The organism is Lentzea sp., assembly GCF_035525475.1.
Classification (GTDB): domain Bacteria; phylum Actinomycetota; class Actinomycetes; order Mycobacteriales; family Pseudonocardiaceae; genus Lentzea.
The window spans coordinates 1-25,346 of the sequence record NZ_DATLEC010000137.1; the positions used below are offsets into that span (position 1 = coordinate 1).

The 25,346-nt window shown below is 69.0% G+C and carries 27 protein-coding genes; 17 read left to right on the forward strand and 10 right to left on the reverse strand.

The window, feature by feature from the left end:
- Window positions 1–298: 298 nt before the first annotated feature.
- From VM306_RS22855 to VM306_RS22865, 3 genes are all read left to right on the forward strand, one after another.
- Window positions 299–541, forward strand: coding sequence for a type II toxin-antitoxin system prevent-host-death family antitoxin (locus VM306_RS22855; RefSeq protein ID WP_325518454.1), 243 nt, complete (start codon window positions 299–301; stop codon window positions 539–541).
- Window positions 538–798, forward strand: a complete 261-nt coding sequence (locus VM306_RS22860; protein WP_325518384.1) for a Txe/YoeB family addiction module toxin — start codon at window positions 538–540, stop codon at window positions 796–798. The genes VM306_RS22855 and VM306_RS22860 overlap by 4 nt, the downstream gene beginning before the upstream one ends.
- 333 nt (window positions 799–1,131) lie before the next feature.
- A complete protein-coding gene (locus VM306_RS22865; RefSeq protein WP_325518386.1) occupies window positions 1,132–2,247 on the forward strand; it encodes a hypothetical protein in 1,116 nt (371 codons plus the stop codon).
- Here VM306_RS22865 and galE read toward each other — a convergent pair.
- Window positions 2,232–3,215, reverse strand: coding sequence for a UDP-glucose 4-epimerase GalE (galE, locus tag VM306_RS22870; RefSeq protein WP_325518388.1), 984 nt, complete (start codon window positions 3,213–3,215; stop codon window positions 2,232–2,234). The genes VM306_RS22865 and galE overlap by 16 nt on opposite strands.
- Before the next feature lie 53 nt (window positions 3,216–3,268).
- Between galE and VM306_RS22875 the strand changes: the two genes are divergently transcribed.
- From VM306_RS22875 to VM306_RS22885, 3 genes are all read left to right on the forward strand, one after another.
- Window positions 3,269–4,684 carry a glycosyltransferase gene (locus tag VM306_RS22875; protein WP_325518390.1) on the forward strand — a complete coding sequence of 472 codons (1,416 nt, stop codon included), beginning with the start codon at window positions 3,269–3,271 and terminating at the stop codon, window positions 4,682–4,684.
- Window positions 4,677–6,620, forward strand: a complete 1,944-nt coding sequence (locus VM306_RS22880; protein ID WP_325518392.1) for a glycosyltransferase family 2 protein — start codon at window positions 4,677–4,679, stop codon at window positions 6,618–6,620. The genes VM306_RS22875 and VM306_RS22880 overlap by 8 nt, the downstream gene beginning before the upstream one ends.
- A 70-nt stretch (window positions 6,621–6,690) precedes the next feature.
- Window positions 6,691–7,644: a UDP-glucuronic acid decarboxylase family protein gene (locus tag VM306_RS22885; RefSeq protein ID WP_325518394.1), complete on the forward strand. Its 954-nt coding sequence runs from the start codon at window positions 6,691–6,693 to the stop codon at window positions 7,642–7,644.
- Here the strand turns inward: VM306_RS22885 and VM306_RS22890 are convergent.
- Window positions 7,624–8,940, reverse strand: coding sequence for a UDP-glucose/GDP-mannose dehydrogenase family protein (locus VM306_RS22890; RefSeq protein ID WP_325518396.1), 1,317 nt, complete (start codon window positions 8,938–8,940; stop codon window positions 7,624–7,626). The genes VM306_RS22885 and VM306_RS22890 overlap by 21 nt on opposite strands.
- A 408-nt stretch (window positions 8,941–9,348) precedes the next feature.
- On the opposite strand from VM306_RS22890, the gene VM306_RS22895 reads away from it, so the two are divergent.
- Window positions 9,349–9,723: a hypothetical protein gene (locus VM306_RS22895; protein WP_319967199.1), complete on the forward strand. Its 375-nt coding sequence runs from the start codon at window positions 9,349–9,351 to the stop codon at window positions 9,721–9,723.
- On the opposite strand, the gene VM306_RS22900 is transcribed toward VM306_RS22895, so the two are convergent.
- Both VM306_RS22900 and VM306_RS22905 read right to left on the reverse strand, forming a co-directional pair.
- A complete protein-coding gene (locus tag VM306_RS22900; protein WP_325518402.1) occupies window positions 9,724–9,903 on the reverse strand; it encodes a DUF397 domain-containing protein in 180 nt (59 codons plus the stop codon).
- A 5-nt stretch (window positions 9,904–9,908) separates the two neighbouring features.
- The gene (locus VM306_RS22905) at window positions 9,909–10,712 is read right to left on the reverse strand and encodes a helix-turn-helix transcriptional regulator (protein ID WP_325518404.1); all 804 of its coding nucleotides are present in this window, start codon (window positions 10,710–10,712) and stop codon (window positions 9,909–9,911) included.
- Between the two features lie 56 nt (window positions 10,713–10,768).
- On the opposite strand from VM306_RS22905, the gene VM306_RS22910 reads away from it, so the two are divergent.
- The 3 genes from VM306_RS22910 to VM306_RS22920 all read left to right on the forward strand — a co-directional run bounded on the left by VM306_RS22910 (window position 10,769) and on the right by VM306_RS22920 (window position 11,770).
- Window positions 10,769–11,044, forward strand: coding sequence for a hypothetical protein (locus tag VM306_RS22910; protein WP_325518406.1), 276 nt, complete (start codon window positions 10,769–10,771; stop codon window positions 11,042–11,044).
- A 65-nt stretch (window positions 11,045–11,109) separates the two neighbouring features.
- Window positions 11,110–11,454 (forward strand): hypothetical protein, encoded by a 345-nt coding sequence (locus tag VM306_RS22915; protein WP_325518408.1) that lies wholly within the window; start codon window positions 11,110–11,112, stop codon window positions 11,452–11,454.
- Between the two features lie 100 nt (window positions 11,455–11,554).
- Entirely contained in the window at window positions 11,555–11,770 is a 216-nt protein-coding gene (locus tag VM306_RS22920) for a hypothetical protein (protein WP_325518410.1), read from the forward strand.
- Here the strand turns inward: VM306_RS22920 and VM306_RS22925 are convergent, their stop codons facing one another.
- Window positions 11,771–13,555: a gamma-glutamyltransferase family protein gene (locus tag VM306_RS22925; protein WP_325518411.1), complete on the reverse strand. Its 1,785-nt coding sequence runs from the start codon at window positions 13,553–13,555 to the stop codon at window positions 11,771–11,773.
- Between the two features lie 377 nt (window positions 13,556–13,932).
- On the opposite strand from VM306_RS22925, the gene VM306_RS22930 reads away from it, so the two are divergent.
- On the forward strand, window positions 13,933–14,691 hold the full coding sequence (locus VM306_RS22930) for an SDR family NAD(P)-dependent oxidoreductase (RefSeq protein ID WP_325518413.1): 759 nt from the start codon (window positions 13,933–13,935) through the stop codon (window positions 14,689–14,691).
- Here the strand turns inward: VM306_RS22930 and VM306_RS22935 are convergent.
- Complete coding sequence (locus tag VM306_RS22935) at window positions 14,688–16,331, reverse strand: TM0106 family RecB-like putative nuclease (protein ID WP_325518415.1); 1,644 nt, start codon at window positions 16,329–16,331, stop codon at window positions 14,688–14,690. The two genes, VM306_RS22930 and VM306_RS22935, sit on opposite strands and share 4 nt — an antisense overlap.
- A gap of 83 nt (window positions 16,332–16,414) precedes the next feature.
- Between VM306_RS22935 and VM306_RS22940 the strand changes: the two genes are divergently transcribed.
- The gene (locus tag VM306_RS22940; RefSeq protein WP_325518417.1) at window positions 16,415–16,849 is read left to right on the forward strand and encodes a DUF6474 family protein; all 435 of its coding nucleotides are present in this window, start codon (window positions 16,415–16,417) and stop codon (window positions 16,847–16,849) included.
- Here the strand turns inward: VM306_RS22940 and VM306_RS22945 are convergent.
- On the reverse strand, window positions 16,827–18,476 hold the full coding sequence (locus VM306_RS22945) for a BCCT family transporter (RefSeq protein WP_325518418.1): 1,650 nt from the start codon (window positions 18,474–18,476) through the stop codon (window positions 16,827–16,829). The genes VM306_RS22940 and VM306_RS22945 overlap by 23 nt on opposite strands.
- A gap of 59 nt (window positions 18,477–18,535) precedes the next feature.
- Between VM306_RS22945 and VM306_RS22950 the strand changes: the two genes are divergently transcribed.
- From VM306_RS22950 to VM306_RS22965, 4 genes are read left to right on the forward strand one after another with little or no spacing between them, the layout of a single operon-like run.
- Window positions 18,536–19,051, forward strand: a complete 516-nt coding sequence (locus VM306_RS22950; RefSeq protein WP_325518420.1) for a hypothetical protein — start codon at window positions 18,536–18,538, stop codon at window positions 19,049–19,051.
- Window positions 19,052–19,103: 52 nt separating this feature from the next.
- Window positions 19,104–19,838 (forward strand): YcnI family protein, encoded by a 735-nt coding sequence (locus VM306_RS22955; RefSeq protein WP_325518422.1) that lies wholly within the window; start codon window positions 19,104–19,106, stop codon window positions 19,836–19,838.
- A complete protein-coding gene (locus VM306_RS22960; RefSeq protein ID WP_325518424.1) occupies window positions 19,835–20,365 on the forward strand; it encodes a copper resistance CopC family protein in 531 nt (176 codons plus the stop codon). Before VM306_RS22955 ends, VM306_RS22960 begins: the two co-directional genes overlap by 4 nt.
- On the forward strand, window positions 20,362–21,381 hold the full coding sequence (locus tag VM306_RS22965) for a copper resistance D family protein (protein ID WP_325518426.1): 1,020 nt from the start codon (window positions 20,362–20,364) through the stop codon (window positions 21,379–21,381). Before VM306_RS22960 ends, VM306_RS22965 begins: the two co-directional genes overlap by 4 nt.
- Here the strand turns inward: VM306_RS22965 and VM306_RS22970 are convergent.
- Window positions 21,374–22,207 (reverse strand): LysR family transcriptional regulator, encoded by an 834-nt coding sequence (locus tag VM306_RS22970; RefSeq protein ID WP_325518428.1) that lies wholly within the window; start codon window positions 22,205–22,207, stop codon window positions 21,374–21,376. The genes VM306_RS22965 and VM306_RS22970 overlap by 8 nt on opposite strands.
- An 88-nt stretch (window positions 22,208–22,295) precedes the next feature.
- Between VM306_RS22970 and VM306_RS22975 the strand changes: the two genes are divergently transcribed.
- Window positions 22,296–23,015, forward strand: a complete 720-nt coding sequence (locus VM306_RS22975; protein ID WP_325518430.1) for an SDR family oxidoreductase — start codon at window positions 22,296–22,298, stop codon at window positions 23,013–23,015.
- Between the two features lie 90 nt (window positions 23,016–23,105).
- On the opposite strand, the gene VM306_RS22980 is transcribed toward VM306_RS22975, so the two are convergent.
- A complete protein-coding gene (locus VM306_RS22980) occupies window positions 23,106–23,387 on the reverse strand; it encodes a hypothetical protein (protein WP_093596166.1) in 282 nt (93 codons plus the stop codon).
- A gap of 153 nt (window positions 23,388–23,540) precedes the next feature.
- Entirely contained in the window at window positions 23,541–24,923 is a 1,383-nt protein-coding gene (locus VM306_RS22985) for a helix-turn-helix transcriptional regulator (protein ID WP_325518435.1), read from the reverse strand.
- Window positions 24,924–25,346: the final 423 nt, after the last annotated feature.

The following is a 25,346-nucleotide window of genomic DNA, read 5'->3' on the forward strand; positions in this document are numbered from 1 at the left end:
CGTGGAGCACCTGCTGCTGCGCTTCCGTGAACTGCTCCTGCTCGACCACCTTCTCGACGATCTCGTCGTTGGAGCCGGAGCCGCCCAAAGCGCGCACGGCCACGATCGTCGCCCAGCGCAGCTCTTCGTACTTGGGGATCAGCGCGTCAGTCACGTCGGCAGCTTGTGAGCGAAGCGACACCCCAGGATCCCAGCTACGCGCAGATCGACCAGATCTGACACGTGCCTGAGCCTTGTCGATCGCCAGCCGCGGACGTACAGTATCTTGTACGTCGAAGGGAGGGTGCTGGTGAAGACCATGAGTTACTCCGAGTCTCGTGCGAAGTACGCCGAGACGCTCGACTCCGTGGTGAACGACCGCGAAGAGGTCGTGATCACCCGTGCTGGGCACGAACCGGTCGTGATCGTGTCCCTTGACGACTACCAGTCGCTCAAGGAAACCGCTTACCTGCTTCGCAGCCCGGAGAACGCACGACGTTTGATCACGTCCATCGAGCGACTGGAGTCCGGCGGCGGATCGCAGCACGACCTCGTCGAATGAAGCTGGTCTGGGACGAGCTGCCCTGGGACGACTACCTCTGGTGGCAGACCGAGGACCGCAAGGTCCTCAAGCGGATCAATGATCTGATCAAGGACATCCAGCGGAACGGCAACGAGGGCATCGGCAAGCCCGAGCCTCTCAAGCACGGCTTCCAGGGCTACTGGTCGCGCCGCATCACCGACGAACATCGACTGGTCTACAAGGTCGCAGGCGATGAGATCCGGATCGCCGCATGCCGCTACCACTACGGCAAATAGCCCAACAACGGCTGGTCTGCTGCAGATCAGCCGTTGTGCGCGTTCAGGTCAGCCCGACGTGACATGCCCATGCCGAACACAGCGGTCCCATGACCGGACGGGAAGCGCGGCAGGAGCGGGCAGCCGGGGAACACCGTGGGCGAGGAGGACACCCAGCGCAACGCACCAAGCCCCCACGACCTGCGGTTTCCCGACCAAAAACCACGCCGCGAGACCAATACGCCGGTGTGAAGCGCCACAACCAGGTCACGACTTGAGAGGCCAGCACGAACGGATATATGGGCACGGGCACAATGTCCGAGTCTCATGTTCGCGCGGAAGGGGGTGCCAGGGGTGACCTGGCAAGACGAGCTGCAGAAGCTCGACAACGAACTCGCCTCTGGTCGGATCTCGGCTGACGACTACCGACGCCGCCGGGACGAGGTCCTCTCCGGGTCGGCCGGCGGCGGGCCTGTCCAGAATCCTCAGAGCGGGCCTTTTGCCCCGCCGTTCAAGTGGGAGGCGCAGCCGCCGAACACCTCGGACCGCACGCAGGTCGTGAACGTTCAGGGGCAGCAGCCGCCGCCTCAGCAGCAGCAACCACAGCAGAACCCGAACCCCGACGCCACGCAGGTGGTGCCCGGGAGCCCGCGCAATGGTGGTGGCGATGCGGAACGCACGCAGTTCGTCACGCCCGTCCAGCCCCAGCAGGGCGGGTGGGGTCAGCCCCAGCAGCAGGCCGCGCCGCCGCCCTGGCTCGGCGGTGACTTCGACCAGATCAACCAGCCGCCCAGCTGGAGCCACGGGCCCGAGGTCTTCGACGAGTCCGGTGGTGGCGGGGGCAAGGGCAAGATCTTCGCGATCATCGGTGTCGTGCTGGTGCTCGCCCTGATCGGTGGTGGCATCTGGTGGTTCACGGCCGGTAGCAAGTCCAACGACGACACGGCCACCAGCAGCACCGCGCCGCCGCCCAGCACCACGTCGTCGAGCGCCGGCCCCAAGCTGCCGCTCAACGGCCTGTCGGGCAAGGTCGACGCCGCCAACACCGGTCCCGTGACGGTGGAGAAGGCGTCGAAGGAGAAGTCCCAGTTCAGCCCGGACGAGGCGGGTCTGCTGACCACGTGCGGCGCTGAGAACGGCATGTCCCAGGTGCTCTTCGCGGACGACTGGTTCACCCAGGTCCACGTCTTCACCTGCACGGACGGCGCGGCGGCCAAGACCGCGGCCGACGCTCTCTCCGAGCTGCAGAAGGGCTACGGCTTCACGGCCACCACCGGTCCGAAGCAGCTGCCCTCGATGGTGTCGGAGAAGGCGACCGACGTGCCGGACGCGCCGTTCGACTCGCGCATCTTCTACGTCTCGAACAAGTCGTTGGTGCGGGTCGAGGTCCGCGGCAAGACGAAGGCCGCGATGGACAGCGGCGCCGACAAGGTCGTCACCGCCATCGAGAAGAACTACCCCGCCAAGTGAGCGGTGCTGGCGTGCCACCGCCACGCGGTGGCGAGGATCTCGGGCAGACCGAGCCTGGCACGCCAGCCCAGCACGTCGAAGGCACGGGCAGGATCCGCCCACACCGCGGGCGGGTCCCCCGGCCTCCGGTCGCCGAAGGTCACCGGCAACGGCCGGCCCGCGACCTCCTCCAGCCCCTTCACGACCTGCAGCACCGAGTACCCGGTGCCGGTGCCCAGGTTCAGAGCGGCGGAAGAACCGCCCTCCCGCAAATGCCCCAGCGCCAGGACGTGCGCCTCGGCCAGGTCGACCACGTGCGTGTAGTCCCGCACGGCGGTGCCGTCCTCGGTCGGGTAGTCGCTGCCGAACAACGTCACCGGTGGACGCGCTCCCAGAGCCGCCTTCGCCAGCAGTGGCACCAGGTTGTGCGTCGGGCCCCAGTCCTCGCCGATGCTGCCGTCGAGCGCCGCTCCGGCCGCGTTGAAGTAGCGCAACGACATCCAGCGCAGGCCGTGAGCGTTCCCGTACGCCTCGATCATCCGCTCGCCCACGAGCTTGCTGTGGCCGTACGGGCTGATGGGCTGCAACGGGCTGTTCTCGGTGATCGGCAACGTCTCCGCGGCGCCGTAGACCGAACAGGACGACGAGAACACCAGGTCGCGGACACCCGTGGACACCAGGGCGTTCAGCACGGACAACGTGCCGGTCGCGTTGTTGTGGAAGTACAGGCCGGGGTCCTTCATGGACTCACCGGGGTTCTTCAGGCCCGCCAGGTGGATGCAGGCCGTCACACCGTGCTCCCGGATGACCTGTTCCAGCTTCGCCGTGTCGGTGACGTCGATAGGGTGTACGGGGGTGCCGGACGGTACGGCCGCGGGCGAGCCCGTGCGCATGTCGTCCACCACGACCACGTCGCGCCCGGCTTCGGCCAGGGCGTGCACGACGTGCGAGCCGACGTAGCCCGCACCGCCGGTAACCAGGATCGTCACCGCTTGTCCTCCGTTCGACGGCGACAGGCTATGCCAGACCCACGAGGGGATTGATGTCGACCATGACTCGCCAGGTCGTGTACGTAGTCCCGGACGTCACCGAGCCGTCGGGTGGCGTGCGCGCGATGTACCGGCACGCGGAGCTCGCCGAGCGCACCGGCTTCGACGCCAAGGTGTGGCACCTCGCCGAGGGCTTCCAGGCCGGGTGGTTCTCCTCGACCGCGCCGGTGATCACCGGTGAGACCTGCGAACTGGGCCCCGACGACGTCCTGGTCGTGCCCGAGGTGATGGTGCTGGACGGGTTCGACCCGGCCCCCGGCGTCCGCAAGGTCGTCTTCAACCAGAACCACTACTACACGTACGACAACTTCAGCGGTCCCGACTACCCGGCGTGGAAGCCCGCGCCGCAGGTGTGGGCGGGGTCCAGGATGAGCGTGGACGTGCTGACCGCGTTGCACCCCAAGCTCAAGGTGCACCTGGTGCCGTACGTGATCGACACCGAGCTGTACCGCTTCGACGAGGAGCGCGCGCGCAAGGTCGTGCTGCTGCCCCGCAAGCGCCCGCGCGAGGCGGCCGTGCTGACCGCGTTGTTCAAGAACGACAAGCGTTTCGCCGGCATCGAGGTCGTGTCGCTGGACGACGTCAGCGAGCAGGAGGTCGCCGACGAGCTCGCGAACGCGTCGGTGTTCATCGCGCTCGGCCGTGACGAGGGCTTCGGCCTGCCCGTCGCGGAGGCGCTGGCCGCGGGCTGCGTCGTGATCGGCTACCCGGCGGGCGGTGGCGCCGAGCTGTTCGAGGCTCCCGGCACGCACGCCGTCGAGGACGCCGACGTGCTCGCGATCGTCGAGAAGGCGGCCGCGGTGTTCGCGCAGGAGCCGTCCGTCGAGGAACGCCGCACCTACCGCGAGTGGATCCGCGAGCACTACTCCGGGGAATCACTGGTCACGCACCTCAAGGCCGCGATCACGGCCGCCACGAGGACCAGGGCGAAGGGTGGCACCGCACGCCACCCCCTGAGCCAGGTCGTCAGCGCGGCCGACCCCGCCGCGGACCAGCTGGAGCGCAGCCTGCGGTTCGCCGACGAGCAGAAGGCCGCCCGCGAGCGCGCCGAGTCGGTCGCGACCGGTCTCGAGGAGGCGCTGGGCAAGGCGATGGCCGAGCTCGAGGAGTCCCGCCGCCGCGAGTACGTGGTGGCGCAGGAGCTGCACGACATCAAGAACGAGTACGCCGAGCTGGCCAAGGCCGCCGAACGCCTCACCGCGCTCGACGAGGCCACGACGCTGCTCGCCGAGTACGCGCGCGACAACGACCGCCTCAACCGCAGGCTGGACGACGAGATCCGCCAGCACCTGCACTGGCGCACGACGTTGCAGGAGAAGATCGACGACCTGGAGCGCTCGACGTCGTGGCGCGTCACGGCCCCGCTGCGCAAGGCGACCGGCGCGCTCAAGGGCGGCAAGAATGGCTGACCTGCGCCTGCGCGTCGTCCAGTCGCGGTTCCAGAACGCGTTCTTCCACGAGCTGGCCGAGGCGATCGTCGACGAGGCCACCCGTCTCGGCGTGACGGCCGACGTCGTCACATCCGTCGTGGACACCGAACCGGACGACGTCTTCGTCCTGCTGCCGACGCACGAGTACGCGGTGCTGGAGGGCGGCCAGTTCCTCGAGGACCCGCGCCTGGCCGTGCGCTGCATCGGCATCACCGCCGAGCAGCCGTCGTCGTCGCACTTCGACACGAACGTCTACTACGGACACAAGCTCGGCGCCGTCTTCGACTTCAGCACGCTGTCGGTCAAGCGCTACCGGGCGCAGGGCATCTCCGCGGAGCACCTGCGGTTCGGCTGGACGCCCACCTGGGACAGGTTCGTGCCGGACGCCGAGGACCACGAGCTCGACGTCCTCTTCATGGGCTGCGCCACCCCGCGCCGTGAGCACGCTCTCTCGAAGATCGGCCGGCAGCTGTGGTCGCGCCGCAGCCGCCTGATCCTCTCGGACAACGCCGCCCCGAACACCGGCGACCACGCCGCGTTCGTCACGGGCGAGCGCAAGCGGGAGCTGTTGGCGGGCACCAAGGTCCTGGTCAACATCCACCAGGCCGACGAGCCGTACTTCGAGTGGCTGCGCGCCGCCGAGGCCGCGCACTGCGGTGCGGTGATGCTGTCCGAGACGTCGCTGCACACCGAGCCGTTCCGGCACAACGAGCACCTGGTGTTCTCCGCGCTGTCGTCGCTGCCGCACGCGCTGGCGTCGCTGCTGGAGGACCAGGACAGGCTGAACACGCTGCGCCGCAACGCCTACGCGTTGATCAAGGAGAACCCGTTCTCCGCCGGCGTCGAGAAGCTCGTGTCGGTGGCGCAGGACCTGCGCGAGTCCCACGAGGGCCACCGGCTGAAGCTCGGCCCGAGCCGCACGCAGCCGTTCCGGCAGAAGATCACGCCGTCCTGGGAGCGCGAGCCCGAGAGCATCGACGCGGTGCGCCAGGCGATCCGCGAGATCCGCCTCGACATCATCGACCTGCGCCGGCGCGTCTCGACGGACCCGGCGATCGACCCGACGCCGGTCGTCGACCACCGCACGCCCGCGTGGGACCGCCGCACGCCGCGCGTCTCGGTGATCATGGCGCTGTACAACCACGAGCCGTACGTCGTGGAGGCGCTGGAGTCCGCCGCGTCCGGCACGTACGGCGACCTGGAGATCATCGTCGTCGACGACTGCTCCACCGACGGCTCGAACGCCACCGTGCGCCGGTGGATGGACAAGAGCCCGCACATTCCCATGACGCTGGTGCGGCACCCCGTCAACCGGGGCCTGCCGCGCTCGCGCAACGAGGCGATCCGGCACGCGCGCGGTGAGCTCGTGTTCGTGCTCGACTCGGACAACGCGATCGTGCCGACGGGCCTCGAACGCCTGGTGGCCGCGATCGACGCCGACCCGGACGCGTCGTTCGCGTACGGCGTGCTGCAGCGGTTCGACTCGACCGGTCCGGTCGGGCTGATGGGCGTCTGGCCGTGGGAGCCGTGGCGGCTGCGCTACGGCAACTACATCGACGCCATGGCGTTGATCAAGGCCACGACGCTGGAGAAGCTCGAGGGCTACACGCTCGACCGCCGTCTTCACGGATGGGAGGACTACGAGCTCTGGTGCCGGGTAGCCGAGAGTGGTGGACACGCGGCGCACGTGCAGACGGTCGTCGGTCGCTACCGGCAGTCGGCGACCTCGATGCTCAGCCTCACGAACATCTCCCAGGACGCGGGCTTCGACGCCGTCCGGGAGAGCTGCCCGCGCCTCATGTCCGGCGCGCTGGAACTGCAGGTCGACGTCCTCGGTGACTGGCTGTCGAACATCCGCAGCGAACGCGAGGCGCGTGACGTGTGGCTCAGCAACTGGGAGTCGCAAAACGCCTAGGGCTGACTGCTCGTAGCCTAGGTTTCACTCGAACGTGTCTTTGGTCCTGGGGGAGGGGTTGGTTCACGCCATGCGCGCAGTGGTCACCGGTGGTGCAGGGTTCATCGGATCGCACCTGGTAGACGCGGTGCTCGACCGCGGTTGGTCGGTCGTGGTCGTGGACGACTTCTCCTCCGGGCTCACGGACAACGTCACGAGGTACGCGGACGAGCCGCGCTTCGAGTTCATCGAGGCGGACATCTGCGGCGAGTGGACCGTCGAGGGTCCCGTCGACCTCGTGCTGAACTTCGCCTCCCCCGCGTCGCCGCCGAGGTTCCTCGAGCGTCCGCTGGAGACGCTGGAGGTCGGCTCGACCGGCATGAAGAAGGTCGCCGAGCTGGCGATCGCGAAGGGCGCGCGCCTGATCCAGGCGTCGACCAGCGAGGTCTACGGCGAGCCGCAGGTGCACCCGCAGCCCGAGGAGTACTGGGGCAACGTCAACCCGATCGGCCCGCGCAGCGTCTACGACGAGTCCAAGCGCTACGCCGAGGCCATGCTCGGCGCGTACCACCGCATGGGCCTGCTCGACGTCGGCGTCGTGCGCATCTTCAACACCTACGGCCCGCGCCTGCACGCGACGGACGGCCGCGTGGTCTCCAACTTCGTGCACCAGGCGTTGAGCGGCAAGCCGTTGACCGTCTACGGCACGGGCCAGCAGACCCGCAGCTTCTGCTACGTCGGCGACCTGGTCCGCGGCATCTTCGCGCTGGCGGACCTCAAGGGCGAGCTCGGCCCGGTCAACCTCGGCAACCCGCAGGAGATCACCGTCCTGGAGCTGGCGCAGATCGTCGGCGACCTGACGGGCGTCTCGGTGAGCCTGGAGTACTCGGACCTGCCGACCGACGACCCGACGCAGCGCAAGCCGGACATCAGCCGCGCGCGGGCGTTGCTGGGCTGGGAGCCCCAGGTCGGTCTGCGCGACGGCCTGACCAGGACCATCGAGTGGTTCTCGGCGAACTCCGCCCTATCGACCGACTCCGTGTGACGTGAGGCCGGCGCGCGTCAGGACGTCGACGTCGAGCAGGTTGCGGGTGTCCACCACGACCTGACCGGTCATCGTCCCGGCGAGCGCCGCCCAGTCGAGCGAGCGGAACTGCGGCCACTCGGTCAGCACGACGAGGGCGCTCGCGTCCTTCGCCGCCTGCTGCACGTCGTCCACCACTGTCACGTCGTCCGTGACGCCGTCGACCTGCTGCGGGATCGCCGGGTCGTAGGCGACCAGGTCGGCGCCCTCTGCCTTGAGCATCTTCGCGATCTTCAACGCCGGCGAGTCGCGCAGGTCGTTCGTGCCCGCCTTGAACGCGAGGCCGAGCAACCCGAGCTTCTTGCCCTTCAGGTCGCCGCCGACCGCGTTCGCGACCTTGCTGATGATCAGCCGGCTCTGCTTCTCGTTGGTGTTGATCGTGGCGGTGAGCAGCTCGAAGTCGTGGCCCGCCGCCTCGGCGATCTGCAGCAGCGCGTGGGTGTCCTTCGGCAGGCACGACCCGCCCCAGCCAGGACCCGGCTGCAGGAACGACTGCCCGATGCGCTGGTCGAAGCCCATGCCCTCGGTGACGTTCGCGATGTCCGCGCCGAGCCGCTCGCACAGCTCGGCCATGGCGTTGACGTAGCTGAGCTTCATGGCGAGGAAGCAGTTGGCGCTGTACTTGACGAGCTCGGCGCTGGCGGCGTCCATGAGGACCGTCGGCGCGCCCAGGCGGGCGTAGAGGGCGCTGACGCGTTCGGCGGCGTTCTGGGCGTCGGAACCCACGACGATCCGGTCGGGGTGCATGAAGTCCTTGACCGCGCTGCCCTCGCGCAGGAACTCCGGGTTGCTCGCCACGAAGACGTCGTCGCGTTGGAGCAGCTCCAACACGCGGGCCGCCGTGCCGACGGGGACCGTCGACTTGTTGACCACGACCGTGCCGGGCGCGAGCAGGTCCTTCATCTCGGCGACCGCGGCTTCGACGGCCCTGAGGTCGGCCGCGCCGCCCTCGCCCATCGGCGTCGGCACGCAGAGGAAGACGACCTCGGCGTCCTCCACGGCGTTGCGCACGCCCACGACGAACTCCAGCCGCCCGGCGGCCAGACCTTCCTGGACCAGCTCGGGAAGCCCCGGCTCGAAGATCTGGACCTCGGCCCTGCGGAGCTGCTCGACCTTCTTCTCGTCGATGTCCGCGCAGACGACCTGGTGCCCCAGCGACGCGAGGCAGGCGGCAGACGTGAGTCCGACGTACCCGGCCCCGACGACCGCAACCCGGCGAACGAACATCCCCGAACCGCCCTTGATCAGCTCGAACACTTGAGCGCCGATCGTCGCACAGGAGATCGCCGAACCGACGTGGTTTGACGGAGCCGTGAGATCTCTCGCAGGTGTTCTGTCAAAAACGCGCGTCGGTGCGAGTTGCAACCGCACGCGAGTGCTACACGTCTACTTTGGGTGTAGGCCACCACTCGGAGGCACTCATGTGGATCAGCGTGACGTTAGTCACATTAGGTGGTTTGGCGTTCCTGACGCGAACCGTAGCGGCCGTCCTGGCCGTTTCCCCTGCCAAGAAGGGGAATGATTACCCTCAGCCACAAGCCTCGACCAATTGAGATAACTCTTTCGGACTACGGCTTACGACGAACTTCGACGTACCGTACGATCCTTTCGGGTCGTATGACTGAACGGTCACCCCAAAGGTGACCCCACAGGGGTAGGTGCGCCATGGACCACGCACTGAGCAAGGTCATCGAGCTGCGCGAGAACGGGTTTCAGTTCCTCCACCTGAGGGACGACGCCGGGCAGCTCGACCGCATCATGGCGTTCAAACAGCGCAGAGGGTTCATCGACTCGATCCTGTTCTGGTCAGAGACCGAGGCGCGCGCAGGGCGTCTGCCCGCGGTGCGCGACTCGGCCCGTCCCGCCCAGGCCGTGTGGATCTACGAGGGCCCGTTGGTCGAAGCCGTCGACAGGCTGCTCGACCTCCCGGAACCCGGCGCTCGCAACGCTCCGATGCTCATGAAGGCGACAGCGTCGGACCTGGCCGTCGTGACGACGCTGCCGTTCAAGCTGAAGCTCCCGCCGGGAGCCATCGCGTAGTCACCTGTTCTCGAAGTCGCCGCGCTTCACGGCGCCGATGAACGCCGCCCATCCGGGCGCGGCGACGACGGATTCCGCCCGGTTCTTGGAGTCGCGCACGCGCGCGGCTGAGCCGTTCAGCGCAACCTCGACGCAGTTGGCTTCGCCATTGCCATTGCTGCGACTGCTCTTGCGCCACACAGTCCCTACCTCTCGGCGGCCAGCCTCTCGATCCACGCAGCGGACTCGTCGGGGGTCAGCGCCAGCTTCGAGAGACGCTTGAAGGCCAGCTTAGCCGCCTGGACCTTCTCCAGGTCCTCATCGGTGATGGCCCCGCCCACGTGCTCGACGTAGAGGATCTTCGGGTACTTCGGGTCGGGGAACTCGATGATGGTGAAGCTGCCGTCGTGCAGCGGGGCGGAGTCGGGCAGGACCTGAGCGGTCACGTTCGGCAGGGCGCACATCTCGTGGACGTGCACCAGCTGGCTGCGGGAGGCGTGCCGGAGTGCGTGCTCGCTGATGATCACGCGGTACGTCAACGGCCGGTCCCCGAACAGCCGCGCCTTGCGCCGCAGCCGCTTGGCCGTCTCGTCGTTGACCCACTTCACCGATCTCTTGATCGGCCCCTTGTCGAAGACCTCCCGGATGTAGCTTTCGTCCTGGAACAGTCCGGGAATGAACGTCGCCTGGAAGTCCCAGATCTCCGACGCGTCGTGCTCCAGGTTGATGTAACCGACGTTGTTCGGACCGAACTCTGTCCACCATCCCCTCTCCGCGGCGAGTTCGTACAGCTGCAGGTACGGCTCCTCCTCGGCGATGATGACGCCGTAAAGATCGAGCATTGCCCTGAGCGCGTGGATGTCGGGCAGTTGGCCGTTCTCGATGCGGCTGAGCTTCGGCACGTTGTAGCTCAGCCGCATCGCGGCTTCCTTCTGCGTCAGCCCCGCTCGCTCGCGCAGGAACTTCAACGCATCCCCGAGGCGTTTCTGCCGGAACGTGGGTTCGGACACGAACGAGAACGCTACGCGCCGGATGCGGAGTTTGAGACTCTCACTCACCGGGTGCGGTGAGGAACGTGCTGGTCATGGACCACTTCCACCGCATCGAGTACCGCCGCCGCAAGCCCGGCGGTGCGCTGGACCTCGAACTGGTCGAAGAAGTCGTCGACCACGGTTGGTACATAAAGAAAGGCGAGGAGTGGCGGCGGCGCTACACCCTCGAATGCGCGTACGACTTCCTGGCCCGCACCGAAACGAAAGCGGGCACGTTCGCGATCTCCGTGTGGCGTGACGGGGATCGGGTGTGCACGGTCGGAATGGAGTGGAATCCCACCAAGGGATGAAGAAGTTCCCACTCCTGAGTTACGCAGCTTGATGTAGAGGGTCGGAACACGGGACGTTCGCGCCCATGAACCTCAGGAAGACCGTCGCGGGGGCCGCTGTCGCCCTCGGCAGCGCAACCGTCATGCTCGGCCTGGGTGGCATCGCGCACGCTGACACCGTGGACGCCACCGCGCACACGCAGCCCGACATCGGTGGTCAGCTGGGTGAGGTCGCGACCGTGGGCGAGCTGGCCCAGGTCGACACCTCGGACGTCGACGGCAAGATCCAGGCGATCAACGGGCTCGACGGCGACGTGACCGCGCTCGTGGAGAACGTCGACGCGGGCAGCAACGGCCTTCCGGCCGCGACGCTGCTCGGCCTGAGCGAGCCGCAGGGCGACCCGAACGGCTTCGCGCACGTCGACATCTGATCCACCCGGTACTTCCTGGCCGGGGCGGCGCCCGATTCCCTCCCCCTCGAATCGGGCGCCGTTCCTCTTTTCTCCACCGATCTCTTAGGAGCGCAAAGCCTTGAGCATCAAGAAGATCCTCGCTTCCGCCGGTCTCGCCGCGGGTGCGATCGCCGCCATGGCGGGCACCGCGAGCGCGAGCCCGTCCGCGACGGACCTCGTCAACGGCGCCGACACGCTCGCCGGCGCCGCGGACTTCGCCGGCAGCACCGTGGTGAACACCTTCGCCGACCGCCTGGGCGTCACCCACTACGTCGACGAGGTCGCCGGTCGCTGATCAGCGGCCTGCCGCGTACCCCTGCGCGCCACGCGGGTTGGCGCCGGCGCGCAGGAGCCCGTCGGCTGCGTCCCTCGCCACGGCCGACATCCGGCCGAGGGTCCACTCGCCGGCGTCCACGACCTGGTGGCCACGCGCACGCAACGCATCCAGGACGTCCACCCCGGCGCGTGACTCGATGACCAGTTCTCCCGGCGTCCAGGCGCGCGGGTAGAACGAGCTCGGGAACGCGTTCGAGTGCCACATCGGCGAGTCGATCGCCTCCTGCAGGTTCAGGCCCGCCCGGTGCGCCAGCCAGAAGCCCAGTTGCCACTGGTCCTGCTGGTCGCCGCCGGGCGTGCCGAAGGCCAGCGCCGCCTCGCCGTTGCGCAGGGCCATCGACGGCGACAGCGTGATCCGCGGGCGCTTGCCGGGGGCCAGCGAGTTCGGCAAGCCCTTGTCGAGCCAGAACATCTGGGCGCGGCTGCCCAGGCAGAAGCCGAGCGACGGGATCGTCGGCGACGACTGCAGCCAGCCGCCGGACGGGGTCGCCGAGACCATGTTTCCCCAGCGGTCGACGACGTCCACGTGCACGGTGTCGCCGCGGGTCGCGCCCGACCGCTCCACCGTCGGCTCGCCGATCGCGCCCATCGCGTCGAGCGGTCCACCGGTCGGCGCACCGCGCAGGACGTGCTGCGGCAGCAGCGGTTCCCGGCCACCGGGCGAGCCCGGCCGCAGCTCGAACGACGCGGTGTCGGAGATCAGCTTGCGGCGCTCGGCGGCGTAGGCGCGCGACACCAGGGTCTCCAGCGGGACGTCGCCGACGTCGCCGTACCAGGCCTCCCGGTCGGCGAACGCCAGCTTGGCCGCCTCGACGGCGAGGTGGATCGTCTCCGCGGTCGGCTTTCCGTCCACGTAGGACAGGTCGTAGCCCTCCAGCAGCCGCAGCTGTTGCGCCAGAACGGGTCCCTGCGTCCAGGCGCCGGCCTTGACGAGCGACCACTCGTCGAAGTCGACGATCAGCGCGTCCTCGTAGGACGCCTCCCAGTCCGCCATGTCGGCGCCGGTCAGCACACCGGCGTGGTCGCGCCCGGAGTCGTCGCGGAACTCGGTGCGGGCGAACTCGTCGACCTGCGCGGCGACGAAGCCCTGCGACCAGGCGCGGCGCGCGGCCTCGATCTGCGCTTCGCGGTCGGAGCCAGCGGCCTCACCGGCGGCGAGCAGCCACTCCCAGGTGTCAGCGAGCTTCGGGTTGCGGAACCGGCCGCCGGGCGCCGGCAGCACGCCACCGGGCATCCACTGCGCGGCGGAGGTGGGCCAGTGGTCGCGGAAGAGGTCCTGGACCAGCGAGATGGTGTACACGGCGCGTTCGACGAGCGGGAACCCGTCGCGCGCGTAGCCGATCGCCTTGTCCAGCACTTCGCGCAACGTCTTGGTGCCGTGGTCACGCAGGAGGGTGAGCCATCCGTCCCATGCTCCGGGCACGGTGGCGGCCAGCAGACCGCTGCCGGGCACGAGCGGAAGGCCCAGCCCGGTGTAGTGCTCGATCGTCGCACCGGCGGGCGCGACGCCCTGCCCGTTCAGCACGCGCGGGTTGCCACCGGCGGGCGCGAAGATGATCGGGACCTCACCGCCGGGGCCGTTGAGGTGCGGTTCCACGACCTGGAGCACGAAACCGGCGGCGACCGCACCGTCGAAGGCGTTGCCGCCGTCCTCGAGTACGGACATGGCCGCCGCCGAGGCCAGCCAGTGGGTCGAAGCGACCATGCCGAAGGTGCCGACGAGTTCGGGGCGCGTGGTGAACACCCCATAAAGGTATGCGACGCTAACTAAATTGCGTGACTCCGAGTGACGCACGCCCCAGGACCGAACGGAGCAGTGCCGCCGCGGTGGTCCGGCAGGCGGGTGACCCCGGCTCAGCCCGGAGATCTCCGTGCGACTTTGGTCGTAGCCGACCGTGACAGATCTCCTACCAGAGGTCTACCGGCGCGGCCGATGTTTCGAACACGCTCGAACGGCACAGTTCAAGGCATGGGAATTCTCATGATCGCGACCATCTTCGTCGGCCTCGCACTCGTGGCGGCGGTGCCCCTGGTGGCGCTGCTCCACTGGACCGACCGCTGACCTCGAGGTAACGAGCGTTAACCTCCTCGCGAGCAGCTCGCTTCGAGGAGGGTGAAGGCATGGAGATCTCGGGTACCGCGGCCATCGTCACCGGCGGCGCGTCCGGCCTCGGCGGCGCGACCGCACGGGCGCTGGCGGCGCGTGGAGCGCAGGTGTTCGCGCTCGACCTGCCCGGCGCCATCGAGAAGGCCGACACGATCGAGAACGTCACCTACCTGCCGGCCGACGTGACCTCGGGCGAAGAGGTCCAGGCCGCCGTCGACACCGCGGCCGGCTCCGGCGCTCCGCTGCGCATCACGGTGAGCTGCGCGGGCATCGGCCCGTCGTCCCGCACGGTCGGCAAGAGCGGCGCGCACGACCTCGACCTGTACCGGAAGGTCATCGAGGTCAACCTCATCGGCACCTTCAACGTGCTGCGCCTGGCCGCCGCCGCGATGGGCAAGACCGAGGAGCTGGAGCACGGCGCCCGCGGCGTCATCATCAACACCGCCTCCATCGCCGCGTTCGACGGCCAGATCGGCCAGGTCGCCTACGCCTCGTCCAAGGGCGGCGTGGTCGGCATGACCCTCCCGGCCGCGCGCGACCTGTCGAACGTCGGCATCCGCGTCCTGACCATCGCGCCCGGCATCGTCGACACCCCGATGCTCGCCACGGTGTCCGACGAGTTCCGCGCGGGCCTCGCGGCCGGGGTGCCGTTCCCGAAGCGCCTGGCACAGCCGTCCGAGTACGCGCAGCTCGCGGTCTCGCTCGTCGAGCACGACTACCTCAACGGCGAGGTCATCCGCATGGACGGCGCTCTCCGCATGGCACCCCGCTAGAGGTCTCCGGCGTACGGCAGTTTGGACATGGCGTCCGAGGTCATCCACTCGCGCAGGCGATGGGTGGCCCGGACGTCGTCCTCGTTGTACTCCAGCAGGCGCTGGCGCTGGTCCATGTCGAGCGCGTCGCCGTTGAGCCCCACGGCCGCCCGGTACCAGCGCATGGAGTTCTCGCCGCCCGCCTCCGGGTCGCGCCACGAGAAACCCGCCGCCGGAGCGATGATCTTCAGGCCCTTGCCGTGGGCGCACAGGAACTGCTCGCGGACGATGCCGAACAGGTCGACCCAGGCGTCCGAGCCGATGAACTCCTTGACCTGCGCGGTGGTCGGGACGCCTGGCTTGCCGGCGAACCGTTCCGCCGACGCCAGGAGCCAGCGGTTCTCGGCCAGCTCGTTGTAGCAGTAGGCGCGGAACGACAGGCCGCGTGCCTTGGCGCGGAGGCGGATGCCGGTCAGCCAGGTCCAGAACTCGGCGAACGAGCGGGCCTCGTCGTCGCACGGCAGCGCGTCCCACGTCACGAAGGCGCGGTAGCCGTGGTCCTCGTCGATGTCCTTGCCGGACAACAGGCAGCCCCACATGTACGCGCCCAGGTCGCCGAAGCTCTCCATGTCGACGTCGACCTCGACGTCCGCGCGCGGCACGTTCATCTCGGGCACGCGGCGCACCAGGGTCAGGTCGCGCAGCCAGGCGCGGGCCAGCACCACCGCGTCGCCGAACGGCATGCCGACCAGCTGGACCGGGCCTTCCGCCGACGGGTCGAGCTCGGCCAGGGCGTCCACTGTGGACAGGCCGATCCTGCGCAGCGCCACGGCGTCCTCGCCGCGCACGACGAGGCTGACGTCCCTGCCCCGCTTGAGGTCGCTGTCGCAGGTCGGCCACCACGGGCAGGTCTTGCAGTCGACGATGCGCGACGGGCGGGCCAGCGGTTCCCTCTCGTTCGCCGCGGCCAGCGCGACGGAGAGCCGGTCCGAGAACCGCGCGTCGTACTCGGCCAGCGCCGTGCGGCCGCCGGGCCACGTCGGCGCCTCCAGGTCGTGCCACAGCACGACATCGGCGTCCATGCCGATCACGCCGCCGGTCGCGCGGCCGCTGCGGGCGTACCCGGCGGCCTGCAGCTGGCGCTGGGCGTGGGCCAGCCGCAGCTGGTCGCGGGGCTGGGGGCGGACTTTGCGCAACGGGTCCGAGCGGCTGCCGTCGGGCAACGGCATCGTCAACGGGCTCGTGCGGGCGCCGTGACCGGGATCGGTGATCTTGTGCCGGACCACGAGCACCGGCACGTACCCGGTGGTGTCCTTGACGAGCAGGTCGATTCCGCCTCTGCGGCCGCCGCGGGGATCACGCGGCAACGCGGCGCCCCAGATGTACGGCGCGCCCATTTCCATCGCGGCCAGCGTCACGCGTTCGCGGTCGGCACTGCGCACGTCCGGGCCGTTCGGGACCTCGAAGAGATTCGAGCCGACGATTCGGCCGAGCGCGTCCGCCACCGCGCGGCGGTGGTTCGCCGCGTCCGCTTTCCGTTGTTCCGATGCCGGATCCGGCGCCGCTTTGGGGGCGTCGCGCATCTCCGGATCGTTTTCGAGGTGCACCCGCCGCCGACAACGAGTGACCACGCCGGCGTCTAGCTGCACCTGGAAAGTCACGGTAAGCAGGGTATGTCGCGCGTCGATGGGATGTGCGGGCAACCTGGACAGTAAGTTTCACGTGACGGAGGAGGTGTACCCGAATGGCGCGCAAGGTGAAGACCGGCTTCACACCCAGCAGGGCCAAGAGCCTGGTCGGTGTCGCGAAGGTGGTGGCGCCCGCGCTCATTCCGGTGCTGGCCCCGGTGCTCGCGCGCGGAGCTGGGGTTTTGAGCGAGCAGTACGACCGGTATCGGGCGCGCAGGCTCGGCATCGACGTCAAGGACATCGGCAGGTACTCCGGATACGGCGCACGCCTGCACGCGCGAATTGTCGGCTTCTCGGAGTCGCTCGAGACTTTGCGCACGTCGGATTCCGATTGGGTTTCGAAGACCGAGGCGCGGCTCACTCAACTGCTCGCGGCAGTGCGCGCGTCGGAACGCATGCCGGCGGCCCGGCGCAAAGCAGCGCACCGCGCCGTCGGGACGGATCTGGAGATGCTGGAGCAGGAACTGCTCAGGCGCCTGAACGTGCGCTGACGTCGGGTGCCTTCCCGGTCACCTCGGCCACGGCCTTGACCGCCGCCTCCTCGACCACCTGACCGGGGTCGAGGTGGGCGGTGACCTCCTCCATCACCTCGGCGACGCGTTCCTCGCGCCTGATCATCGGGTCCGACCGCAGGTCCCTGGCCAGCGAGAAGCACAGACCGATCATCACGACCATGAACGGCAGCGCCGCGATGATCGTCAGGTTCTGCAGCCCCGTCAGCGCGTCCGACCCGCCGACCAGCAGCATCACCGCGGCGACGGCACCGGTCAGCACGCCCCAGAAGACCACGACCGGCTTCTTCGGCTGGATCGTGCCCTCCTGCGAGAGCGTTCCCATCACGATCGACGCGGCGTCGGCGCCGGACACGAAGAAGATCGCCACCAGCACCATCACGACGACACCGGCGACGGCCGCCAGCGGGAACTGGTCGAGCAGCGAGAAGAGCTGCGACTCCGGAGTGGACTGACCAGCGAGGTCGACGCCGGACCGCTGCTCGAAGATCGCCGTCCCGCCGAGGATCGCGAACCACACCAGCGACACCGCGGACGGCACCAGGATCACGCCCGCCACGAACTGCTTGATGGTGCGGCCTCGCGAGATGCGCGCGATGAACATGCCGACGAACGGCGTCCACGAGATCCACCACGCCCAGTAGAAGATCGTCCACCCGGAGAGCCACGTCTCCGTGGCGTCACCACCCGAGGCGGCGGTCCGGCCGGCCATGTTCGCGAGCTCGCGGAAGTAGTCGCCCAGCGCCGTCGGCACCAGGTTCAGGATGAAGACCGTCGGCCCGACGACGAACAGGAACAGCGCCAGCACCACGGCCAGCACCATGTTGGTGTTCGACAGCCACTGGATGCCCTTCGAGACACCCGACACGGCCGACGCGACGAACGCCACGGTCAGCACGGCGATGATCGCGACGAGCACGCCCTTGCCGACGTTGCCCGCCCAGCCGGCCGCCTCCAGCCCGCTGCCGATCTGCAGGGCGCCGAGACCGAGCGAGGTGGCCGAGCCGAAGAGGGTCGCGAAGATCGCCATCACGTCGATGGCGCGGCCCCAGCCGGACGCGGCTCGCCGTCCCAGCAGCGGGGCGAAGGCGGAGCTGATCAGCGAGGACCGGCCGCGGCGGAAGCTGCTGTACGCGATGGCGATGCCGACGATGGCGTAGATCGCCCACGGGTGCAGCGTCCAGTGGAAGAGCGTGGTGGCCATCGCGGTCTCGAGGGGATCACCCTCGCTGCCGGGCGGCGGCTTCACGTAGTGGGTCAGCGGCTCGTTGACGCCGTAGAACATGAGCCCGATGCCCATGCCGGCGCTGAACATCATCGCGACCCACGAGACCGTCTTGAACTCGGGTTTCTCGTCGTCGCGGCCGAGTGGGACCCTGCCGTAACGGCTGAACGCGAGCCACAGCGCGAAGACGACGAACCCGGAGGCCGAGATCACGAACGCCCAGCCGAGGTTCTGGATGATCCAGCCGAGCGCCGCCTTCGAGGCGGCCGCCAGGCTGTCTGTTCCGACGATCCCCCATGTCACGAACGCAAGCGTGAGACCTGCGGCAACGCCGAACACAACCCGGTCGGTACGGCCCGGCCTGTCGCATTGAACGGTCATGCGGCCCCGAATACCCGCTCGTGGACCGATCGAAACTCCTCCGATTACCCTCAATCCTCGTGAGTACACGGTCGAACGAGCTGCGCCTCCTCCGGGGTGCCGCACTCGCGTCGACTTCTGCCGCGCTCACGATCGCCGCCCACGGGCTGGGTGGCGGCGAGCTGTCCGAGTTCGTCCACGCGCTGCCGCTGGTGGTGTTGATCGCGTTCGCGGCGGCATCGCTGGCCGACAAGCGCAGCGGGAAGCTCTCGGTCATGGCCGGGCTCGGCACGGCCCAGCTCGCGCAGCACCTCCTGCTGACGTGGGTCAGCCACGAGCACATGAACACGCTCACCTGGCCGATGTTCGCGGCGCACCTCGTCGCCGCGACGCTGACCGGGCTGCTGCTGTTCCACGCCGAGAACGCCCTGTTCAGGCTGTTCGCCGCCGTCACCCGCCTGATCCCCCGCAGGCTCACGCCGCTGCCCGCCACCCGGCCGGTGCGGACGTTCACCAGCACGCCGTACCTCCAGAACGCGCACTACCTGGAGATCGCGCGCGCGAATCGGCGGCGTGGCCCGCCCTGTGCCTCCTGATCATCCGTATTCCCTGCTGGAACCCCCTTTGGCAATCAGGAGCCACAACTTCATGTCGACCAACCGATTCGGCGTGCGCACGCTCGCCGTCGTCGCCGTTGCCGGGTTCGCCGTGCTCGGCACCCCGACCATCGCCTCCGCCCACGTCAGCGCCCAGCCCGCGGAGTTCACGCAGGGCGGCCGCGCCACGTTCGCGTTCCGCGTCCCGAACGAGCGGGACAACGCAGGCACCACCAAGATCGAGGTGACCCTGCCGCAGGACACCCCGCTCACGTCGGTGCGCACCAAGCCGCTGGCCGGCTGGAAGGCCGAGGTCGTCAAGGGCAAGCTCGACAAGCCCGTGACGGTCGCCGGCAAGGAGATCACCGAGGCTTATCGGACCATCACCTGGACCGCCGAGCCCGGTGTGAAGATCGGCGTCAACGAGTACCAGGAGTTCTTCGTCGCCCTCGGCACGCTGCCGGAGGGCAAGGACAAGCTGGAGCTCCCGACCAAGCAGACCTACGAGAACGGCGAGGTCGTGGACTGGGCCCAGTCCGCCGGTGCCGACGGCAAGGAGCCGGAGCACCCGGCGCCCGCGCTGAAGCTCGCCCCGAAGGCCGCCGGTGCCGACGACCACGGCCACGGCACGGCCCCGGCCGCGAACACCGCCGCCGACACGCACGAGGCGTCGGCCACCGGTTCCGACTCCACCGCCCGCTACCTCGGTGGCGCCGGTCTGGCAGTCGGCGCGCTCGGCCTGGGATTCGGTGTCGGCGCGATCCTGCGTTCGAGGCGCAAGGCATGAAGCGAGCGCTAATCGCGTTCCTGTTCGCTGGTGCGGCCGTGCTCGCCACGGCCGCCCCCGCGGCGGCGCACAACGCACTGATCAGCAGCGACCCCAAGGACAAGACGTCGCTGGACGCCGGTCCGTCCTCGGTCACGCTGACGTTCGACCAGGACGTGCAGGGCGGCCAGGGCATCAACACGATCTCGGTCGTCGACGCGAACGGCGGCCACTACGAGGTCGCGGGCGACCCGACGATCAAGGACAACTCGGTCTCCGCGAAGGTCAACGCGCTCGGCAAGGCCGGGCAGTACAAGATCGGCTACCGCATCCTGTCCGCGGACGGCCACCCCGTGTCCGGTGAGCTGACGTTCACGCTGGCCAAGGACGGCACGGGCACGCCCACCACGCCGGCGAACGCCGACGCCTCGACCGGTGAGCAGGGTTCGGGCGACGGCCTGCCCATCTGGGTGTGGATCGTCGGCGCCGTGGTGCTGCTCGGCGGTGGCGTGTTCTTCGCCCTGCGCGGCGGAGGCGCGAAGGCATGAGCGACGTCCGGACCACCGCCCCCTCCCCCTGTCGCGTGCTCGCCGGGCTCGTCCTCGGTGCGCTCGCGGGCATCGCGCTCGGCCTCGTGCTGGCACCACCCCTCGTGGTCGCCGGGGTCGTCGACGCCGGGGCGGCGGTCCGGTACGGCCTTCCGGTCACGCGCGTGCTGCTCGACGTCTCGGCGACGGTCGTCGTCGGCCTGTCGATCCTGCCGAAGCTGCTCGGCTTCACCCGGCCCACGCACACCGAACCGGTCATGAGGATCGCCCGGCCGGCCGCGGTCGCCGCCGCCGCCGTCTGGGTGGTCACGGCCCTGTTGTCGATCGTGCTGCAGGCAGCCGAGCTGCGGCCGGGCAGCGACGTCAGCATCGGCAACGCCGTCGACTACGTCGCCACGGTCGGTGCCGGCAAGGGCCTGCTGTTCAGCGCCTCCTGCGCGCTCCTCTACGTCCTGGTCGGCGTGATGGCCGTGCGCAGCGGCGAGTCCGTGCCCGCCGAGCTGCGGATCCTCGTCTCGATGTTCGGGCTGCTGCCGATCCCGGTGACCGGGCACGCCTCCAACTGGAAGTACCACGACTACTCGATGGTCTCCATGGAGCTGCACGTGCTGGGCGCCGCCGCGTGGACGGGCGGGCTCGGTGCGTTGATGGCGCTGGTCGCCTACCGCAAGGGACTGCTGGCGATCGCGCTGCCGAAGTTCTCAGGGATCGCGACCGTCAGCCTGGTCGTGGTGGCGGTGACGGGCCTGTTCAACGGGTTGCTGGAGCTGGTCCTCAACCCGGTCGTGCCGTTCCCGCAGTCGTTGTTCACCACCGGCTACGGCCTGCTGCTCCTCGGCAAGGCCGTGTGCACGGGCGTGATCGCGGTGCTCGGCGCGCACATCCGGTGGCGGTTGCTGCCGCGGATCTCCCGGCACGAGGTCACCGCGATCGTGCAGTGGGCGGTGCTGGAGGTGACGATCATGGGTGTCGCCTTCGGGCTCGCCGTGGTCCTCAGCCGCGCGCCGGTCAGCTGAACCCCGTCGCCACCCTCACCAGGTCGGCCAGTGCGCGTGACCTGCTGTGCGGCGGCCACGCGATCACGGTCGTCACCTGCGGCGCGTCCACGACGGGAACCGCGACCAGCCCTTCGGCCAGACCCGCGCGGACGGCTTCCGGCATGATCGCCACGGCACGGCCGAGCTCGATCATCTGGAACAGCTGCGTCAGGTTGCGCACCTCGATGCCGGGGCCGTCCGGGTAGGTGCCGTCCGGACGCGGCCAGCGGACGTGGTCGGCCAGGTCGCAGACGTCCGCCGTCCGCAGCCGGGACGTTCCCGCGAAGGGGTGCGACGCGGGCATCACCGCGACCTGCCCCTCGGTGTGCAGGACCTCCACGTCGAAGCCGGTCGTCGGGTCGTACGGCTCGTGCAGCAGCGCGACGTCGGCCCGTCCGTCGAGCAGAGGGACGTGGGTGTTCGACTCGCACAGCAGGACGTCGACGGGGACGGCACCGGGTTCGGCGGCGTACGCGTCGAGCAGCTTCGCCAGCACCTCGCCGGAACTGCCGGCCTTCGCGGCCAGCACCAGCGAGGGCCTGTTCACGGCCGCGCCGCGGGTCCGGCGTTCGGCTGCCGCGACCGCGCCGAGGATCGCCCTGCCCTCCGCCAGCAGGGTCGCGCCGGCGTCGGTGAGCGAGACCTTGCGGCTGGTGCGCGTCAGCAGCGCGACGCCGAGCCGGTGCTCCAGCTGGGCGATCGTCCGGGAGAGCGGTGGCTGGGCGATGCCGAGGCGTTCGGCGGCGCGGCCGAAGTGCAGCTCTTCCGCGACCGCGACGAAGTACCGGAGCTCTCGTGTCTCCACGACGTCCACCGTATCCATACCGGCCGGGTATCGCTGCGACACCGAGGTGGTGTTGGTCTCGGACCGGTTCAGCACGACGATCGACTGCATGAGCGAACAGACGATTGCGCTGGTCACAGGCGCGAACAAGGGCATCGGGTACGAGATCGCGGCGGGCCTCGGCGTGCTCGGGATGACGGTCGGAGTCGGCGCGCGGGACCCTCGGCGTGGCGAGGAGGCCGTGGAGAAACTGCGGGCGAACGGCGCCGACGCGTTCTTCGTGCCGTTGGACGTGACCGACGACGAGAGCGTGGCCTCCGCCGCCTCGTTGGTCGAGGAACGGTTCGGCCGCCTCGACGTGCTGGTCAACAACGCGGGGATCGCCGGGCAGTGGCCGACGGCGCCTTCCGCCGCCACCGCGGAGATCCTGTGGAAGGTCCTGAACACCAACGTGATCGGCGTGGTCCGGGTCACGAACGCGATGCTGCCCCTGCTGCGGCGGTCGGCACGGCCGCGGATCGTCAACCAGTCGAGCCACCTGTCGTCGCTGACCCTGCAGACCAGTCCGGAAGTGGACTTCGTCGACGTCGACGGGGTCTACACGCCGTCGAAGACGTTCCTGAACGCCGTCACCGTGCAGTACGCCAAGGAACTCACCGACATCAAGGTCAACTGCGTCTGCCCGGGTTACGTCGCGACCGACTTCAACGAGTTCCAGGGGCACGAGACGCCGGCGAGCGGTGCCAAGGTCGCGATCAGGCTGGCCACGCTCCCCGACGACGGTCCGACCGGCGGCCTGTTCGACGAAGCCGGGACCGTGCCCTGGTAGGACGGGCCGAATGTTCAACGTGAAACATCCACAAAATCCGACGCACTCGGTGAGTGGTCCGGTCAGCGCGACGAGCTGCGCGCGAACGGACTAGTCGGTGATCAGTCGCGCCGAAGATTCTTCGCGCATCCGCGCCAGCCGGTTCATCGTCCGCTGACCGCGGCGGTCCAGCTCGCGGCTGTCGATCCAGCCGTTGGCGTAGTAGCGGTAGTCCTGCGCCAGCGCCACGAGTTCGGCGAGGTAGTCGGCGGACCGCCGCCGTCGCTCCTCGTCGAACCCCGCCAGCAGCGGCAGCTGGGTGTCCACCACCTCGTCGAGCAACTGCGCGGACCGCAGCGCCCTCCGGGAACGCCACCTCCGTGTAAGGCTCACGCGCCGCACCTCGTCCTTCGCCCCGACCTGCCGCACCTTAGGCGTGGATATGCACACCCGTCGATGCTGCATTCGTGTGCGAAGGCTCTGGCGTTACCGCTTCGTGTCCCACACCATCCAAAAGGGATGCTATAGGACCCAAACGAGACTGAACTAAGCGGCCGTGTCGGCTCCGGTGAAGCGGGCGACGCGGTCCGCGAGCTCGCGGGCCTCGGGGTTGTTGCGGCGCTTGTCGGCCTCCTGGCGCAGGGGCTCCATGCGCTGCTTCGTGCGCACCGACTTGAGGCTTTCCGACAGGTCGACAGCCTGACGGCCGATCTTGGCGCCGTGGTCGATGTCGCCCTCGAGCAGGTGGTTGATCGCCATCGAGGTCAGGTTGAACGAGCGGCTGCGGGCGTACTCGTCACCGAAGTTGTTGATCGCCTTGGACAGCGCCGGGATGGCCGTCCGCGTGTACTTGGCGTCCACCGTCTGCGCCAGCTCCGTGTGCACCGTGCCGATCATGGAGGAGAGGTCGATCTCGTTGAAGAACTTGGCCCAGGCGGGGGCCTCGGCGACGTTGGCGCGGGAGAACTCGTCGCGCGCGCGGCCGAGCAGCTTGAGCGCCTGCTCGTCGGAGCCCATCTTCGCGTAGGCCCAGGCCTCGTTCGCGCACAGGATGCCCACGGCCAGCTCGGAACCGGAGTTCTGCGCGGCCAGCTGACCCAGCTGGAACACCTTCAGCGCGTCGTCGGGGGCGTTCTGGTGCAGGTAGACGCGGCCCATGCGGTACAGGATGTTCGCCATGAGCGCCTCGTTCTCGCCCTGCTTGGCGAGGTCGAGCGCCTGGCCGAAGTGGTTGCGGGCGGAGTCCATCAGGCCCGTGTCGAACGACGTCCACCCGGCGAGGTTGTGCAGGTCGGCCAGGGCGACGTAGAGGCGCTGGCGGACGATGTCCGTGGAGCTCGCGCCGAGCATCTGCTGGCCCCAGGACAGCTGGGCCACGACGGCGTCGCGGCAGGAACCGCCGCCGTACTGGTAGTCGAGGGCGCGCAGAGCCCGCGTCGCCGCTTCGACCTGGCGCACATCGGTCATGCCGATGCGGCCCGGAGCCGGAGTCTGTGTGGGGTGTGAGACCCACGACCCGGAGTCCGCTCCGAACACGGCCGCGCCGACTGTCACGGCGGCGGCGTGCGCGAGGAACTTCCGACGCTTCACCGACTCGTCCTCCTCAGGATGGGGTGAGTCCGCGGTCGCGGCCACCCGTACTGCCGTTGTCTCGTCATAGGCGAGACCCATGTATCCACGTGGGACACCCAGGCCGATGGCGATCCTGGTCAGGACGTCGTAGGCCATGACCTGACGCCCCTTGAGGATCTCCGAGACCTCGGACTGCGACTGCCCGGTGAGCGCTGCGATCTGGCGCTGCGACACGCCGTGCCGGCGGAGCAGCCGGTACACCGAGCTGATCTCCCGGCGAGCCAGTGCGTCCCGCATCTCCTGGTTGTCCCACACCTCGGCCGGGATGGGAGAGCCCTGGGAGCTCATGGTGTTCATCGCGCACCCTCACAGTCCGTTGGGCGTCATCGGCAGACTAGGGGCAGGTCCCCGAGCCCGAGAAGTCCTCTTCGGCAGGGCTGATCGGCTCTGCCGAACACCACTTACCGCTCACCGTAAGACTTCCACCGGTCAGCGCTGTGACGTCCCGTTCCGACATGAATCATCGCAATCTGGACTCCGGTAAGCGAGTGAGCACGGAGAGGAACGGCCAATCAGATGGACAGCTCCTCCACGTACTCCACCTCCATTGTGGAGACGGGTGACACCGGCTCCACATGGCGCGGCACGACCGGGCAGCGTCGGACGTGGCAGATCAGCTGCGGCGACGTGGTCGACCGGGACCGTCAGCTCACCGTCAAGGTGGTTCAGGGCCAAGTGGTCCTGGTCGGACCCCCTGGTGAGACGGCAGTCTTGTCCCAC

Bases quoted from the DNA above. Each gene is read 5' to 3' on its own strand.
- VM306_RS22855 (WP_325518454.1), top strand. From the start codon at position 299: ATGAGTTACTCCGAGTCTCGTGCGAAGTACGCCGAGACGCTCGACTCC.
- VM306_RS22860 (WP_325518384.1), top strand. From the start codon at position 538: ATGAAGCTGGTCTGGGACGAGCTGCCCTGGGACGACTACCTCTGGTGG.
- VM306_RS22875 (WP_325518390.1), top strand. From the start codon at position 3,269: ATGTCGACCATGACTCGCCAGGTCGTGTACGTAGTCCCGGACGTCACC.
- VM306_RS22880 (WP_325518392.1), top strand. From the start codon at position 4,677: ATGGCTGACCTGCGCCTGCGCGTCGTCCAGTCGCGGTTCCAGAACGCG.
- VM306_RS22885 (WP_325518394.1), top strand. From the start codon at position 6,691: ATGCGCGCAGTGGTCACCGGTGGTGCAGGGTTCATCGGATCGCACCTG.
- VM306_RS22895 (WP_319967199.1), top strand. From the start codon at position 9,349: ATGGACCACGCACTGAGCAAGGTCATCGAGCTGCGCGAGAACGGGTTT.
- VM306_RS22915 (WP_325518408.1), top strand. From the start codon at position 11,110: ATGAACCTCAGGAAGACCGTCGCGGGGGCCGCTGTCGCCCTCGGCAGC.
- VM306_RS22930 (WP_325518413.1), top strand. From the start codon at position 13,933: ATGGAGATCTCGGGTACCGCGGCCATCGTCACCGGCGGCGCGTCCGGC.
- VM306_RS22940 (WP_325518417.1), top strand. From the start codon at position 16,415: ATGGCGCGCAAGGTGAAGACCGGCTTCACACCCAGCAGGGCCAAGAGC.
- VM306_RS22945 (WP_325518418.1), bottom strand. From the start codon at position 18,476: ATGACCGTTCAATGCGACAGGCCGGGCCGTACCGACCGGGTTGTGTTC.
- VM306_RS22955 (WP_325518422.1), top strand. From the start codon at position 19,104: ATGTCGACCAACCGATTCGGCGTGCGCACGCTCGCCGTCGTCGCCGTT.
- VM306_RS22960 (WP_325518424.1), top strand. From the start codon at position 19,835: ATGAAGCGAGCGCTAATCGCGTTCCTGTTCGCTGGTGCGGCCGTGCTC.
- VM306_RS22965 (WP_325518426.1), top strand. From the start codon at position 20,362: ATGAGCGACGTCCGGACCACCGCCCCCTCCCCCTGTCGCGTGCTCGCC.
- VM306_RS22975 (WP_325518430.1), top strand. From the start codon at position 22,296: ATGAGCGAACAGACGATTGCGCTGGTCACAGGCGCGAACAAGGGCATC.
- VM306_RS22985 (WP_325518435.1), bottom strand. From the start codon at position 24,923: ATGAACACCATGAGCTCCCAGGGCTCTCCCATCCCGGCCGAGGTGTGG.